We start from the raw sequence: 14,645 nt of genomic DNA, 5'->3' as shown, positions 1-14,645 counted from the left end.
ACGGACAAAAAGAAAAATCCGGTAAGAACTGGAAAACTCACCAGTTCTTACCGGAACTAATCTTAGATTGTTTTGTTGGCCTAATATTTTTAGTAATCAGTTATTCACTTACGGCCTGCTTCTACGCCGCAATTGTAACTCCATCAACTGGTCATACTGTTTTACTGCCACTACGTCCAGGCGAGTTGCGTAATCACCCTTTGGAAAGAAGCGAATGCCGTCCCTTAATAATACCGGCGCAACTTGAATCCACCATGCATCAATCAAATCGGCCGCCACCAAGTCAGCCACGATCTGACCACCGCCGACAATCCAAATATTAGCGCCGGCTCGTTGGCGTAATTGTTGCACTAATGTGACTGGTGACTTGCGAGTATAAATGGCATCAGTTTCCTTACCCTGTCGTGTTCGCGATAAAACGTAATTGGTTTTATCCGGAAATAAAGGTGCGTTATTCATTAATTTCTTAGTAACAGCATAAGTTTTGCGTCCCATAATTGTCGTATCAACCTGAACCATAAATTCAGCAGTATTGGCACTCTCGCCGCCCTTGGTATCAAATAACCACTGCATCTCATTTTCCCTAGTCGCTAGATAACCATCAAGCGAAATCGCACCGTAAAATTGAACTTGCCGCATGCCGCCACCTCCTGAGTTGATCCGTTTAGCTTAGCAATTAATTTAGAGGCCTACAAGAAAACGCAACTACGCAAAACGGATATTATCTAATTAAACTACACTAAGTTCTTTTCACTCTACAATCGATAACGCCAACGACCTATTATGTACATCATAAAACCAAAGATGATCCCACCGATTATGTGACCAAAGATCATGTGGCCATTAATTGAACTACCAAAAAAAACATCTAGGCCAAATAAACCGAGCGCAAAATAGCCAGCCTGACAACCACTTTTAAGTAGTAACCTATGGCGTTTAACTTTTAGCTGATCATGATTTTGAACATCCACTTCATCCAAGCGATGATAAATAATCTGAAACCCCATGTAACCTGAGATAGCCAACGTTAATATTAAAATTGCCACCAAATCTAGTGGAAATGAAGTTTGGTTGACAACAATATATATACAACGCGCTCCTAAGTAAACGAGATTAATTATGTAAATGCCCAACAAACAATCTGCCATCATCCGGTGAAGTTCACTTAATTGCCGTTCATCTCGTTCTTCAGATACCCCAACAAACCACTGATACAGGCGCTTACGCATACTAATTACCCCCAAAATAGTGAATTCAAGTCCGTCCCTAACACCTTAGCCAACTTAATAATCAAATCTAATGACGGATTATACTTGTCATTTTCAATCAAATTAATTGTTTGTCGTGAAACCCCGATTGCCCGTGCCAAAGTAAGCTGTGTTAACTCTTTTTTTCTACGGTAGTAGCGTACTCGATTCGGTGCCACCCAGGCCATCTCCTTCATTTAAGTACATTATATCTGACAATCAAGGCCAATGTCAATTATATATGACTTTTATGAATATAGTTGGTAATAAACGGGCACATTACTTTTAAATCCGGCCGAAATCAAAACTTTGAGATATTACGATTCTATTTTGCCTGAACAAACGAAGCCACTAATTTGCCCATATATTCTGGTGTTTCCGGCATTCCTTCTTGCAACCAACGAACCGACATATTGATAACAGCGCCTGCCATAAATTCGGCCCAATATTTTTGGCCAAGTCGTTTATAACCACTTTTTAAGATAATGTCATTTTTTAATAAGTAAAGGTACGCCGTCGTAAAGGCATTGATCAAAGCAGACCCCTTGTCGTTATTAATTAACACCAGTTGGGCGTCCGCCGCATTTGCTGCCAGTTGAAAATAATGGGTAATCATCGTTGTTACCGTTAAATGGATTTTATTCGGCAAACCGCGCATATATTGAATAATACTCAAAATTTCATATTGACTAATAATGTCCGCAAACGAGCTGAAGTTATGGTAATAATAGGTCCGGGAAACCTGAGCCGTTGCACAAAGCTCAGTCACTGAAATGGCCGTTAACTTTTTCTCTTTGAGCAGCCCAATTAACGCGTTAAAGCTATCAAGTAATTTTTTATTTTTCAATTCTTTAGGCGTCATAGTTGACAAATTAGCCCCTTTTGTAATCAATGTATTTAAATTAACTATACACCGATGTTATTCTACAAACCAGCAATGATTAGAGGTGCCACAAATTAAGTTTGGCCACACCTAACGTAGCCTAAAAAGTACCGGGAACCAGCTTTCAGGCACATTAGGACCAAATTAGTTAGGAAAAGAATTCCGGGCACTCTTCAATTGCTGATTTTTTAATAATGAAGGAGGTTCATCACAATATGAACTTTAAAGCAAAATTGACCGTTTTTGCGATGGCCATTGGTATTTTTCTGTGTATGTTAGACACAACTGTTATGAACATTGCGTTACCAGCAATTCAAACTGGCCTAAACGTTAATTTGGAACAACTTTCCTGGGCACTCAATGTTTACACAATTACCTTTGCCGTCTTTACGATCCCGTTAGGACGTCTAGCCGATATTTTAGGCCGAAACAAGGTCTACATTAGTGGCTTACTTATTTTTATTACCGGTTCAGCACTTTCTGGATTTGCCAATGACGCAGCAAACTTAATTATTGGTCGTTGTGTGCAAAGCCTAGGTGCTGCGATTATTTTCCCGGCCAGCATGACGATTGGTATTTCCACAACGGATCTCTCCCACCGAACTGGCGTCGTTGCAACCCTGGGTGTAACGCAAGGATTGGCCGCAGCGCTTGGTCCCACGGTTGGCGGTATTGTGACCCAATACTTAGGTTGGCGCTGGGTCTTTTTCATTAATATTCCGTTGATTATTTTAGCCCTTATTTTATGTGCCACACTATTAACGTTTAAACATGAACCGCACAGCAATGCTCAAATTGATTTTCCGGGCATGCTGTTATCGATGATCCTACTTTTTTCCCTTACGCTGGCTTTAATCAAAGGCAGTGCCTGGGGCTGGTCAAGCTTTGCCATTATTGTCCTACTTGGTACCAGCCTACTCGCCCTCATTTTATTTCTACTGGTTGAGCAGCACGTTAAAGAGCCAATGGTACCATTAGAGCTTTTTCGGAATCGGCAATTTACTGGTGCCGTTCTAGCCGTTGTTTTAAGTGGCATTTTCTTAGTTGCCGTTTTGGTCATTTTACCAACCTTTTTCACCAAGGTTCAAGGTAAATCCGAGCTAACGGCGGCCTTAATGATTACACCGGCCTCGGTGATGATTTTTATTTTTTCGCCGATCAGCGGTTTTATCATTAACAAAATTGGCCCCCGAATAATGGTTGCAAGTGGCTTTATTTTAATGATCTTAGGCTACCTTGTTCTGGCCATGATGGATCCAAATCAATACTGGCAAATTTTCGTAGCCTGTCTTTTGATTGGTGCCGGCTACGGTATTATCGCAGGACCGATTGTCGTTTTAGGCGCTGCCGATTTTACCGGCGAATTATTGACCGCCTCCCAAAGTGTCCTGGGCCTCTTTCGCCAAATTGGTTCGGTTTTAGCAGTTGCTATTTTTGTTTCGGCCCTAACCGCTAACCTTAATACAGCCAAAACAACTTCAGTGAAGGCCGCCACCGCCCAAATTTCAACACTGAACATTTCCAAAACGGCCAAAATCAAAATGACGCGCCAGGCCACACAGCAAATTGAGGCCAGTAACGCGCAACAAAAACAACCTAAACGGCACTACATTAGTTCCAGCCAACAAAAACAACTTATTCAAAAAAATTACCAAAGGACCCTAAATAGGTTAAACCAACAAACTATTCCAGCAGTCGCTCAACGGGCCATTTACACAAAAGTTGCCAAAAAAGTTAAACAACAGGTTAAACAAGACAATGACAGCATGGCCAAAGCGGCGCACACAATTCAAGTAACAACGAAGCACCAAGTAACCCAGGCCTTTATTCGTCCTTACCAACATGCGCTACCGTTTATTATGCTTGCCGGTTTAAGCAGTCTATTATTTTACCGGCGCAAGGAATACTGGGACCAAAGCTAGCCGCCAACACAATGAATCGAGAAATCCAAAGAAGAAAAAACTAATTCCTTGAGGCTTAGAATGGCCCTTAAGAATTAGTTTTTTTAATCCAGTTTGACTGCTACCTCAATCGTTTATCCCGTTTTAAAGTACCGCCAAGAAACGCCACACAAACAGCAATTTCTTCAGTAACAAATTCGCCGACCGATTGTTTAAAAACAACAGTAACCACTAAAATCGTCAAAACAGCAACCGCCAAAATTGCGTCCTTGGTACCAATTGGTAAATTTCCGCCAATCATCATAAAGAAGTTCTCCTTTTTCCTTAGAATTGTAATTTATCACCGTAATCTGACCCATAGGCAGCACCACGCACACCGGCCGAATTACCGATGGTTGCCAGTTTTGCAACAAGCGTTTCTTGCCGCTGGGTCAAAACAAAACGATTAACTTTACCGGTAAAATAAATATAAGTCACCAAGCGATTATACGTTGGCGCCAGATCCTTAAGCCGATCGGTTTTCGAATAAACTCGCAACAAGACCTCACTAACATCGGCGATTCCCGGCGCCGAATTAGTTTGTAAATCATTATATAACTCATGAACAATTTGTTTGGCCTTTTCTTTATCCTGCTTCACCTAAAAGTCCTCCAATATTCAAAATTACTCCAACGGCCAACTGGAATTTTGTGGCCACCTTCAAAATATCATGGATATTAAAAATCGTCAATTAACACTGAACTTATTACAATTTTTTGGTATACTGAATAATGTTTCTAAATTGAGACTTATTTGTACTATTTTACTAGAGAGATGATTTTTTGCGTGTTTTTAAAAATTACGGAGCACAATTTACAGTTATCGGCCTATTAATCATTATGATTGGCCTGCTAATGAAATCAGATTTTGCAATACTTGTGCTACTAATTGGACTAATTCCCTGCATTGGTGGCCTACTTGGAAAAGCTTTTGGAAAATAATTGCTAAGCAACTGTGGCACACGGCCCGTTACTTAGCAATTTTATTTGGTTAACTATCCTTTGGCACCTCAGATAATACTTAAAAGAACATTTTTCACCATGATTTTACCTAAAATTGAAGTTGCTACCACTGTCTAACCAATAGTTGTGACTGGCAAACGAATTCCAAATAGGAGTTCAAACACTATTCCCATTGACAGTGTTTGCAAAAGCCAAACTATTTTTTGCCGGTAATACATATTCTCCGCAAAGGATTGGCAATTTAATTTTAAATTCATAAATTTTCTAAGTGATTATAACTTAATTCTTTGCACTGAAAAAACACCGTCCTTGCAGGCAGTGTTTTTTTTGTCGTGCGTTTGGTTTTGAGCTGTTGTTTTGATAGTATAGTTAAAGTAACTTTTTTATTATCACTTGAACTAATTTAATCGCTGCAGTTGGCCGATTACCTTCTTATCAGTTGTTAAGATTTCACCATTATGTTTTTCCTTATCTAACAACAGCGCCGTAATCTCCTTACCGGCTTGTTCGGCCGTCTTCATAAATGAACTCTTGCGATTATCATTTAAATCAGTGGTCACGCCACCAGGAAAAATCCCAAAAATTTCAAGTGCCATCTTGTTATTTTCAAAATTAGCCGCTAAATTCAAAATTGAAGCGTTTAAGGCGACCTTAGAAATTGAATAGGCCGCTGGACTGAACTGTAATGCCGCTTGAAATGGCCCTGTGATATCGGCAATTCGACCATCATTTGCTTCTAATATTGGCACCATTAATTTAGTGAATTCAAACGTGCCAAATAAATTAACGTCCAATAAAGCCTGAATTTCTGCCGCGGAAGTCTCCAGTGCCGGCTTCATATCCCCTGCAGCCCCAGCGTTATTCACTAATAAACTCAAATCGGCGTGCTTGGCCTGTATAACATCCCTTGCCTGCTTCCGCGAAGTTTCACTTGCAATATCTAGTGGCAGTAATTCAACCTGGTCGGCGGCCAAGCCACTCGCCAGCAAACGGTCAACGGCAGCCTTACCTCGTTGAACATTACGAGCACCAACTAAAACAAAATAACCATTATTGCCTAACTGTTTCGCAATTTCAAAACCAATTCCTTTATTTGCGCCGGTAACTAGTGCTTTTTTCATTAGATTTTCACTCCTTAAATAATTTAGTATTGTAAATACAACTATATCAATTAAAAGTATAGGCAACTAATTTAACTTGTCAATCAAAATCGTTCAACCCAATCGAACAATAAAAGCATAATTTGAATTCTGGTTTTAGATTTTCCGCTACCATTAATATTTAAAATAAAGGAGATGCCACCATAAAAGCCAAATTAAAATTTAAGCACAAGCAACACTAGTGCACGAACCAATTTTTATTCAACGAAAAATCACCGGCCGGATAAATTAAATCAAAAGCTCCGTTGGCCAAACCCCATCCTTGTTCTACTGATCATCGGTTCAATCAGCGTTATTGTTTTTACTTCTAATATAATGGACCAATAACTGCCTATACCGATTTTAATCAATTAGATTTAAGGCACCATAAATTTTTAGACACTAAAATACCAACTTTTACGCCCTTAATCCCTAAAAATAGCAGCAACCGCAGCACCAATCCAAATCAATATCAATAAATTTAATTTCAAACTAACTCGTCTTACCACCAACAATTAAGGTAATAAAATAAGTTAACTATTTTTAGAAAGCGCTTGCATTTTAACTGATAATTTGGTTTGATAAAAGAGAAAGGAGTTACAGACATGCAAACTTATCAACTGATTCTTGATGTCGATGACCAAACCAAGGTTCTCTTAGTCGGTACCCTGCCAGAAGTTAATGAGGACTACATTTTCTTTGTGAACGGGATTATTGTGATATCAACGATCTTTCGATTATTCCGGCCAATTAATTTTGTGGTCAGTCACTGTTCAGGCCATCTAAATTGGGTTTGAAAATTATTTTCGTAAGTCTTTTTCAGATTACTTTGACCTAACGGGACGCTTTTCCAATCACCCCTAAGTTAAATTTTAACCCACCGGTATTAATCACTTCACAGTCAAACCAATAACTATCTAAAAAATCTGGTTAAATAACTTCATTATAGAAGCCATTTAACCAGATTTTTATTTAAGTCATTCAGATTGCTTATAGTATCTGGTACTATTCCGCCAATCTAGAATAAATCGAACAGCTGATATTTAACTGGATCATCCGGTAACAAGAAGTTAAACCCTTCTTGAAAAATCATTGCAATAAACATGACAACCACTAACACAAACATTACTTTAACAATAATATTGCCAAAAATTGGTAAGATTAAATTCTTCCCTGGTGCCAACTGTTTAGCAAAAATTAAGTTAAACCCACAAAAGACAACGACAACAATAAAAGTAAGCAGTGACCACGTGTAAAAATGAACACCCAAAAAACCAGGACCATAGCCAGGGTCGTGGGGCCCAATATGTAGTAAGGTTTGTCGGGCCGCTGCTACCATTCCAAAGACCGCAAAAACAAGCGCCATCCCGTAACCCCGGGCAAATTTTTCAATTGTTAACTCATGTTTTAGGCTGGCCGTAATAATGTATGCCGGGCCAACTGCCGTCATAATCATTGACTCCCGCTGCAACACACATAACGGACAAGGTAGATCATGATTAATAAATTGCGCCGACATGCTTCCCAATAAAACTAAAATATAGGCGCCAACGAAGCCAATCGCCAGCCAAAAACCTAAGGAGCCCCATAATTCCTCATTACGCTTTGCTTTTTGTTCCATGTTTTGTTTTCCCCCCTAACTATAGACTGATTGGTAAACTACTAGTGGCGTGCAATTTGAATAGGATCATACAAAGTACTAGCACAACGCCGAATAAGACCAAGATTTTGTTGGAGGTATCTTGTTTAATCGCCAACAAATAGTATAAATACGCAATAATAAATAATATAATAATGTCCAATTCACTCACTCCTTTTGTATTTTTTATCACAATCAAAGCATAACTAATCGACAGATAGCTGTAAACACAGTGTTAGATTCACGTTAGATAAATCACTATTAATAAGAAAGTGGTGATATTAGTCTGAGTAAAAAGTAATTAAAAGATCACTTTAATCTTATTTGAAACCATTTTTAGATTTGTGCCTGTTTTGAAAACTGAAAAAGAATTCACTTTAAACCAGCAGTTTCTTGTTCTTTGGTCACTAAAAAAAGCGATATTATCCTGCATTGCTAGAATAATGTCGCTTTTTCAGTTAATGTTCAAATGTAGCTAATATTCAAAATCAAATCGCTTTTTAAGCCACTCCGTCACTATTCCAACGGTAAATCTAAATGCACTAAATCCGCAAAACTTTCTCGTTTCACAACTAATTGGGCGTGACCATTTTCCACGAAAACAACGGCTGGCCGCGGATTTCGGTTGTAGTTGCTGGCCATAGAATAGCCGTACGCACCCGTGGTGAACATGGCCACCACATCGCCAGGCTGCGTCGCCGGTAACTGCTGATCCCAAGCCAACATGTCGCCGGATTCACAGTATTTACCCGCTAACGAAACAGTTTGGGTCGCTGCGCCATCAGGGTCACTGGCCAAAACAGCATCGTATTTTGCTTGGTAAAGCGCTGGTCGAATATTATCACCCATGCCGCCATCTAAAGCTAAGTAACTACGAATACCAGCCAAATCTTTACGGGAGCCAACGGTGTATAAAGTCGTTCCCGCCTCGGCCACCATTGAGCGCCCAGGTTCAATCCAAATTGCGGGTAGTTTCAAGCCGGCCGAACTGGTTAATTTTTTAACGACCGCGACAATGTCCTTAACGTAGTCCTGCGGCGCCAACGGGTGGTCTTCCGCGGTATAGCGAACACCAAAGCCCCCGCCTAAATTCAGTACAGCGGCCTGAAAACCGTCCTTTTGTTTCCAAGTATTTAATAGGTCAACCATCGCTCCAGCAGCCATTTCAAAGCCCTTCGTTTCAAAAATCTGCGAGCCAATGTGACAGTGAACACCTAACAACTTCATTGTGGTCAACTGGCGTACTTTTTCAAAAGCCGCTGTTGCCTGGCCGCTCTTCAAATCAAATCCAAATTTAGAATCTTCCTGACCAGTCATAATGTATTCATGGGTGTGGGCCGAAATTCCAGGAGAAACCCGCAGTAACACGTTGACTTGCTGCTGCCGCTCTTCAAGCAAATTATTTAATAAATCAATTTCGTGAAAATTGTCTAAAACAATCGTGCCGACACCCGTTTCTAGGGCCAATTCGAGCTCGGCGGCAGATTTATTATTACCGTGAAAAGAAACGTCGGCCATGTTGAAGCCAGCCTGATTGGCAGTATAGATTTCCCCACCAGAAACAACGTCACAGCCAACGCCAGCCTGGGCCAACAGCTGGTACATGGCGATTGCGGTGAAGGCCTTGCTGGCATAAGTTACCTTATAAGCAACACCAGCCGTTTCGAAAACTTCTTTAAATTGTTGAATTCGCTCTTTAATTAAGGCCGTGTCATACACAAACAGTGGCGTCCCATAATCTTTAGCAAGGGCCAAAGTGTCGACGCCACCAATTTCCAAATGGCCGGCGGCGTTCGTCCGCGTAGTTCCGTAATGATAATAACTCAATGTATTCACTCCATCCAAAATCAAACTAAATTTTAAAAAAGTGGGCCAAACTGGCGCTTAAATTCCAAACAGAATAATTCGCCCTTTGCCGCACGATACAGCGATCATATTTAGAATAAAGTAAAGACTGGAAACAAAAAATTAACTTTGTTCCAGTCTCCATTTTTGCCGCAAATTACTTCTGTCCCTTTTCTTTTCCCGCAACAAAATAATGATCGTGCTTCATTTCATTTAGCACAATGTGAATATCATCGGCAGGAACGTTTGCATCCTTAGCAATGGCAGTTGTGACGTCGGCGGCCATTTTTTTAAGCTGCTCCGGTGTCCGGCCTTCAAGTAAATCAATGTGAACAAGTGGCATAATTAAACACTCCCTAGTCTAATGAATTAGCCTTATTATACCGAATGTCTCCGGCCTTGGCAAAAAGAAGTGAGCGGTGGTTAAACTATTTCTAGACTAGGTTTCAAAATTACATTTATATGTCATTTTTCACCTAATTTAATCTAAATATGTTTGAACCAAACCACCTTCTGCACTTAGCCGTAATTTTGACTTCCGCTTAGCTTAGCCCACTCACCGGCATTAAGAGGCCAATAATACGCTGCAATTACAGAGTGAAAACGTTTTTCCAAACACTTCCCTAGCCACCTTTTACAACGTGTTTCGGCTGTTGGCTTTCATCCAAAAACACACCCATAACTTCATTTGTATTCAAGAAATTAACGAAGGCGTGGGCGTCAGCGTCACGAACGGCCTGTTCAATTTCGTACATTTCATAACGGGTGATCACGATCATCAAAACCGTGCTGTCTTTTTTATAGTAGGCACCCTTGGCCGGAATAATCGTGATTCCCCGAATAAGTCGTGCGTGAACAGCGTTGACCACGGCGTCCGTTTGCTGGGTGACAATCATGGCCGTCACTTTTAAATGGCTGGTGTTGATGTTATCCACCACTCGTGAGGTGCAGTAAATCGAAATAATCGTGTACAGTGCGCTGGCCCAATTCAGCGTTAAACCAGCAACAAGTACGATAATTCCGTTAATCGCCAGCATTAAATTACCAATTGTTTTCCCGGTTGTTTTGGCCAGTACGAAGGCCACAATATCCATCCCACCAGTTGAAAAACCATCCCGCAAGGCGTAGCCAATGGCAAGGCCAACCAGTGCACCACCAATAATGGCGTTCATTAACGGATTGGCCGACAACGCCTTAACCGGCAAAACAACGGAAAGAACGGAAGAAAGTAACGCCGTCAAAATACTATATAAAGTAAAACTGCGGCCGATTTTAAACCAGCCCAATAAACCAATTGGAATATTAAACAGCAAAATAAAATAACCAGTTTCAATGTGAATGTGCATAAAACGTTCCAATAAAGTTGCCAGCAATTGGGCAATCCCGTTAACCCCGGAACTAAACACATTTGCTGGAATCAAAAACATATTTAGTGACAAGGCCGTTAAGATACTGGCAAAAAGAACGAAAAAGGCCTTTTTTAGTGTTTCGTTACTTGTTAGTTTATTCATGAATAGCCTCCTGTTAAGTAATTCTTAGCTTATTCTACCTAAGCAACCCGTAAAAAAGGCTAAAATGATGGTTTTCTTTGCTAATTCTCATCTAGAAACAGTGTTCTAACGTTAATTTAACAAATTTGATTAGATCTTGCTATGATTATTATGAATAAAAAATCATTGTTAGCTAATTATGCTATAATTATCCCATTATTTATTCGCTTTAATGCATATATTGAAGAAAGAAGTTTTGCTGATGCAAAAAAATTTATTAACTAATTTCTCAGCCTGTACCAGTGTTCTTGTGGGCAAGACTGCCAGTGCTGATGGTTCAACTTTGATTGGTCGTAATGAAGACAGTAAAGCTGCCTGGCCAAAGCATTTTGTCAAACACGCCCACAATAGTGCGGGAACTGAGTTTGTTTCCAAAGATACTGGTTTAAGCTTAACCCTGCCACAAGAAAGTGCTGCCTACACGGCAACGCCTGAATGGACGGATAAATTTGGTCTCTTTGAAGAAGACGGTATTAATGAATACGGCGTTGCAATGAGCGCCACTGAAAGTGCGTACGCCAACGCCCAAGTCTTAGGCTACGATCCGCTAGTCGCTACTGGCATTGCCGAAGAAGCAATGGTCACCGTCGTTTTACCCTACGTTCACTCTGCTCGTGAAGGCGTTCAACGACTTGGCAACCTGATCAGTCAGTATGGGACCAGTGAAACCAATGGCATTCTTTTCGCGGATCAAGCGGAGGTTTGGTACCTCGAATCCGGCTCCGGCCACCACTGGGTTGCGCAGCGAATTCCCGATGACTCTTACGCGGTTGTTTCCAACCAACTGAGTATTCAAGTCGTTGATTTCGCGGACACAGCTAATTTCATGAGTTCCCCGGCCATTCAAACGTTCGCCAGTCAGCACCATTTATGGCAAACGGGAACTTCATTCAACTTTTGTGAAATATTTGGTACGCAAAGTCAATCCGACCTAATTTACAACACCCCTCGTGTTTGGTATGGTCAGCGTTTATTGAACCCCAGTAGCAAACAAAAACCAATGTCCTTTGCGCTACCATTTATTCGCCAAGCGGAACGGCCAATTACCGTTGAAATGCTAAGTCAGATTCTAAGTTCTCATTTTCAGGGAACCAAGTACGATCCAGTTGGCCAGGGCAAACCAAAGAATAAACATAAATTTCGCCCAATCAGTTTAGCTAAAACACAAGAGTCCCACATTCTCCAACTGCGACCAAATTTACCGACTGCCATTGGTGGTCTACATTGGTTGGCCATGGGTGTCGCTGCCGAAAGTTGTTACGTTCCTTTTTACGCTGGGATTAGTGATACACCGGCGGACTACAAAGTTGGCGGCGCAACCTATGATCCCCAGTCAAATTACTGGGCGTACAAGCTATTAGGCGTACTGGTGGATAGCCATTATCACCAGTTTAACGAACAGTTGGCGGCGGTCCAAAACGAAGTTCACGCCAACCTTTTACATCAGTTAGAGGAAGCTGATCAAAAGGCAGTTACATTAACTGGCACTGCCCTAACCGACTACTTAACCAAAACTAGTGCCCAGCGCGGGGCCTACGCTCGTCAAGAATTTGAAGCCTTGACAGCCAAGCTGATCACGCAGGCAACTGATCAATCACCACTGAATTTTAATACCGACGCAAACTTGTAAGGCGTGCTAAAAGGTTATTTTGGACCGGGTTAACTTCGTGAAATGGCAGTCCAACTGTAATTCACTAAAAGCAGTTTTTAATACTTACTAAAAACGTGACTAGGTCAAGCATGGCAACACCTTTTACCACATGTTACACCGCAGCACCATTGATTGTTTGGGTCTTAATAAGGGGAATATAAATAAATGGCTACTCAAAAGAAAATAACCTTAGTTGGTTTAGTTTTAATGATTTTTGGCTCCATCTTCGGCTTTGCTAACACCACCGTTGCTTACTACTTAATGGGCTACGGCGGCATCATTTGGTACATTATTGCAGCAATCTGCTTTTTCTTACCTTCATCCTTGATGTTCGCCGAGTACGGCTCAACCTTTAAAGAATCCCACGGCGGCATTTATTCCTGGCTGGCTGAATCGATTGGCCCCCGTCCAGCTTTTATCGGTACCTTTATCTGGCTGGCATCGTGGATTATTTGGATGGTTTCCACCGCTTCTAAGGTTTGGATTCCTTTTTCAACCTTTATCTTCGGTAGCGACAAAACCCAAAGCTGGCACTTATTTGGGCTAACCTCCAACGCCACAATTGGTTTATTAGGGATCATTTTCTTCATTTTAATTACGGCGCTAGCAACTAACGGGATTGAACGAATTTCGCAATTTGCATCCTTCGGTGGTACCTTGATTGCCATCTTGAACGTTGGTTTTATCTTAGTTAGTTTGTTTATTTTAATTAAAAATGGCTTTCATCTCGCTGAGCCAATTCACGGCATTCACACTTTCGTTTCGTCACCAAACGCCGCCTATAAATCCTTAATTGGAATGCTATCCTTCGTTGTTTTCGCGGTCTTTGCCTATGGTGGCATGGAAACCATGGGTGGCGTTACTGATAGTATGGATAAGCCAGCGAAAAACTTTCCTAAAGGTTTGATTTTCGCAACCGTTCTAATTACTATCAGCTACGCCCTTTCCATTTTTATTTGGGGAATTTCGGCCAACTGGAACTCGATTTTAAATAATAAAACCACTAACCTGGGGAACATCACCTACGTCTTAATGCAAAATCTGGGTTACTTCCTTGGTGAAAGTCTGAATCTCAGTCACACCAGTGCGCTAGTCATTGGAACCTGGTTTGCCCGGATTACTGGTTTCACCATGTTCTTTAGCTACTTAGGTGCCTTTTTCGTTTTAATTTATTCACCGCTAAAATCATTTGTCTTAGGTACACCTAAGGGACTCTGGCCAAAAGGGTTCGCGGAAACTAACAAGGCTGGCATGCCTGCACGAGCAATGTGGTGCCAGGCCGCCTTTGTCTCGGTACTTATTTTTCTTGTTTCCTTCGGCGGTAAGGACGCCCAAGTCTTCTACAACGTCCTAACCCAGATGGCCAACGTTTCAACAACGCTACCCTATCTATTCCTAGTCACAGCCTTTCCCTTCTTTAAGAAACGGACTGATCTTGAACGACCTTTCGTCATCTATAAGAGTAAGGGTTGGACTAACTTTATCACCGTTGTCGTTGATTTAGTGCTAGTCTTTGGGATTATTTTCACGATTGTGGAACCAATTCTAGAAGGCCAATACTTAGATGCTTTTGAAATTATTATCGGCCCAATCGTCTTTGGCCTCATCGCCTGGTTACTTTATTCACGCTATGAACACCGTCAAACCGCGAAAGACTAACAAAAGTATGACCAGATGACCGTAAAAATATTGATAAAAAGGCCGCTAAATTCCGGCTCTCTGTCAAATCCTGTTGATAGCCAATTTTACAGCGTTAGAAGTTAGGCAACTTCTAATGCTGTTTTTTTAT

General features: G+C 41.1%; 16 protein-coding genes. 4 read left to right on the top strand and 12 right to left on the bottom strand.

Annotated elements, in window-relative coordinates:
• Positions 1 to 108: 108 nt before the first annotated feature.
• The 4 genes from EKM98_RS11105 to EKM98_RS11090 form a co-directional block, all read right to left on the bottom strand.
• Complete coding sequence (locus tag EKM98_RS11105) at positions 109 to 639, bottom strand: dihydrofolate reductase family protein (protein WP_125982639.1); 531 nt, start codon at positions 637 to 639, stop codon at positions 109 to 111.
• A 116-nt stretch (positions 640 to 755) separates the two neighbouring features.
• The gene (locus tag EKM98_RS11100) at positions 756 to 1,229 is read right to left on the bottom strand and encodes a DUF3278 domain-containing protein (RefSeq protein ID WP_125982638.1); all 474 of its coding nucleotides are present in this window, start codon (positions 1,227 to 1,229) and stop codon (positions 756 to 758) included.
• Positions 1,230 to 1,234: 5 nt separating this feature from the next.
• Entirely contained in the window at positions 1,235 to 1,426 is a 192-nt protein-coding gene (locus EKM98_RS11095; protein WP_191980623.1) for a helix-turn-helix transcriptional regulator, read from the bottom strand.
• A gap of 146 nt (positions 1,427 to 1,572) precedes the next feature.
• Entirely contained in the window at positions 1,573 to 2,109 is a 537-nt protein-coding gene (locus tag EKM98_RS11090) for a TetR-like C-terminal domain-containing protein (RefSeq protein WP_125982641.1), read from the bottom strand.
• A gap of 236 nt (positions 2,110 to 2,345) precedes the next feature.
• On the opposite strand from EKM98_RS11090, the gene EKM98_RS11085 reads away from it, so the two are divergent.
• Positions 2,346 to 4,052, top strand: a complete 1,707-nt coding sequence (locus EKM98_RS11085) for an MFS transporter (protein ID WP_125982637.1) — start codon at positions 2,346 to 2,348, stop codon at positions 4,050 to 4,052.
• 100 nt (positions 4,053 to 4,152) lie between these two features.
• Here EKM98_RS11085 and EKM98_RS11080 read toward each other — a convergent pair whose 3' ends face one another.
• From EKM98_RS11080 to EKM98_RS11070, 3 genes are all read right to left on the bottom strand, one after another.
• Positions 4,153 to 4,335 carry a hypothetical protein gene (locus EKM98_RS11080; protein WP_225418576.1) on the bottom strand — a complete coding sequence of 61 codons (183 nt, stop codon included), beginning with the start codon at positions 4,333 to 4,335 and terminating at the stop codon, positions 4,153 to 4,155.
• 20 nt (positions 4,336 to 4,355) lie between these two features.
• Positions 4,356 to 4,670, bottom strand: coding sequence for a bacteriocin immunity protein (locus EKM98_RS11075; RefSeq protein ID WP_125982636.1), 315 nt, complete (start codon positions 4,668 to 4,670; stop codon positions 4,356 to 4,358).
• Between the two features lie 760 nt (positions 4,671 to 5,430).
• Complete coding sequence (locus EKM98_RS11070; RefSeq protein WP_125982635.1) at positions 5,431 to 6,153, bottom strand: SDR family NAD(P)-dependent oxidoreductase; 723 nt, start codon at positions 6,151 to 6,153, stop codon at positions 5,431 to 5,433.
• 623 nt (positions 6,154 to 6,776) lie between these two features.
• Here EKM98_RS11070 and EKM98_RS11065 point away from each other — a divergent pair.
• Positions 6,777 to 6,968: a hypothetical protein gene (locus tag EKM98_RS11065; RefSeq protein ID WP_125982634.1), complete on the top strand. Its 192-nt coding sequence runs from the start codon at positions 6,777 to 6,779 to the stop codon at positions 6,966 to 6,968.
• Positions 6,969 to 7,189: 221 nt separating this feature from the next.
• Here the strand turns inward: EKM98_RS11065 and EKM98_RS11060 are convergent, their stop codons facing one another.
• The 5 genes from EKM98_RS11060 to EKM98_RS11045 form a co-directional block, all read right to left on the bottom strand.
• The gene (locus tag EKM98_RS11060; protein WP_125982633.1) at positions 7,190 to 7,792 is read right to left on the bottom strand and encodes a disulfide bond formation protein B; all 603 of its coding nucleotides are present in this window, start codon (positions 7,790 to 7,792) and stop codon (positions 7,190 to 7,192) included.
• 19 nt (positions 7,793 to 7,811) lie between these two features.
• The gene (locus tag EKM98_RS12125; RefSeq protein ID WP_156519989.1) at positions 7,812 to 7,973 is read right to left on the bottom strand and encodes a DUF5993 family protein; all 162 of its coding nucleotides are present in this window, start codon (positions 7,971 to 7,973) and stop codon (positions 7,812 to 7,814) included.
• A 353-nt stretch (positions 7,974 to 8,326) separates the two neighbouring features.
• The gene (gene lysA, locus EKM98_RS11055; protein WP_125982632.1) at positions 8,327 to 9,637 is read right to left on the bottom strand and encodes a diaminopimelate decarboxylase; all 1,311 of its coding nucleotides are present in this window, start codon (positions 9,635 to 9,637) and stop codon (positions 8,327 to 8,329) included.
• Positions 9,638 to 9,812: 175 nt separating this feature from the next.
• Positions 9,813 to 9,998, bottom strand: a complete 186-nt coding sequence (locus tag EKM98_RS11050; protein ID WP_068223978.1) for a 2-hydroxymuconate tautomerase — start codon at positions 9,996 to 9,998, stop codon at positions 9,813 to 9,815.
• Positions 9,999 to 10,278: 280 nt separating this feature from the next.
• Complete coding sequence (locus EKM98_RS11045; protein ID WP_125982631.1) at positions 10,279 to 11,166, bottom strand: YitT family protein; 888 nt, start codon at positions 11,164 to 11,166, stop codon at positions 10,279 to 10,281.
• 241 nt (positions 11,167 to 11,407) lie between these two features.
• Here EKM98_RS11045 and EKM98_RS11040 point away from each other — a divergent pair, with 241 nt between their 5' ends.
• Positions 11,408 to 12,835 carry a C69 family dipeptidase gene (locus tag EKM98_RS11040; protein WP_125982630.1) on the top strand — a complete coding sequence of 476 codons (1,428 nt, stop codon included), beginning with the start codon at positions 11,408 to 11,410 and terminating at the stop codon, positions 12,833 to 12,835.
• Positions 12,836 to 13,021: 186 nt separating this feature from the next.
• Complete coding sequence (gene yjeM, locus EKM98_RS11035; protein WP_125982629.1) at positions 13,022 to 14,515, top strand: glutamate/gamma-aminobutyrate family transporter YjeM; 1,494 nt, start codon at positions 13,022 to 13,024, stop codon at positions 14,513 to 14,515.
• The last annotated feature ends 130 nt before the right edge of the window (positions 14,516 to 14,645 follow it).

The sequence above is a fragment of the Loigolactobacillus iwatensis genome (assembly GCF_003950295.1).
GTDB classification, from domain to species: domain Bacteria; phylum Bacillota; class Bacilli; order Lactobacillales; family Lactobacillaceae; genus Loigolactobacillus; species Loigolactobacillus iwatensis.
Note: the sequence above shows the minus strand (reverse complement) of the source record. Positions and strands in the feature narration are given on the sequence as shown.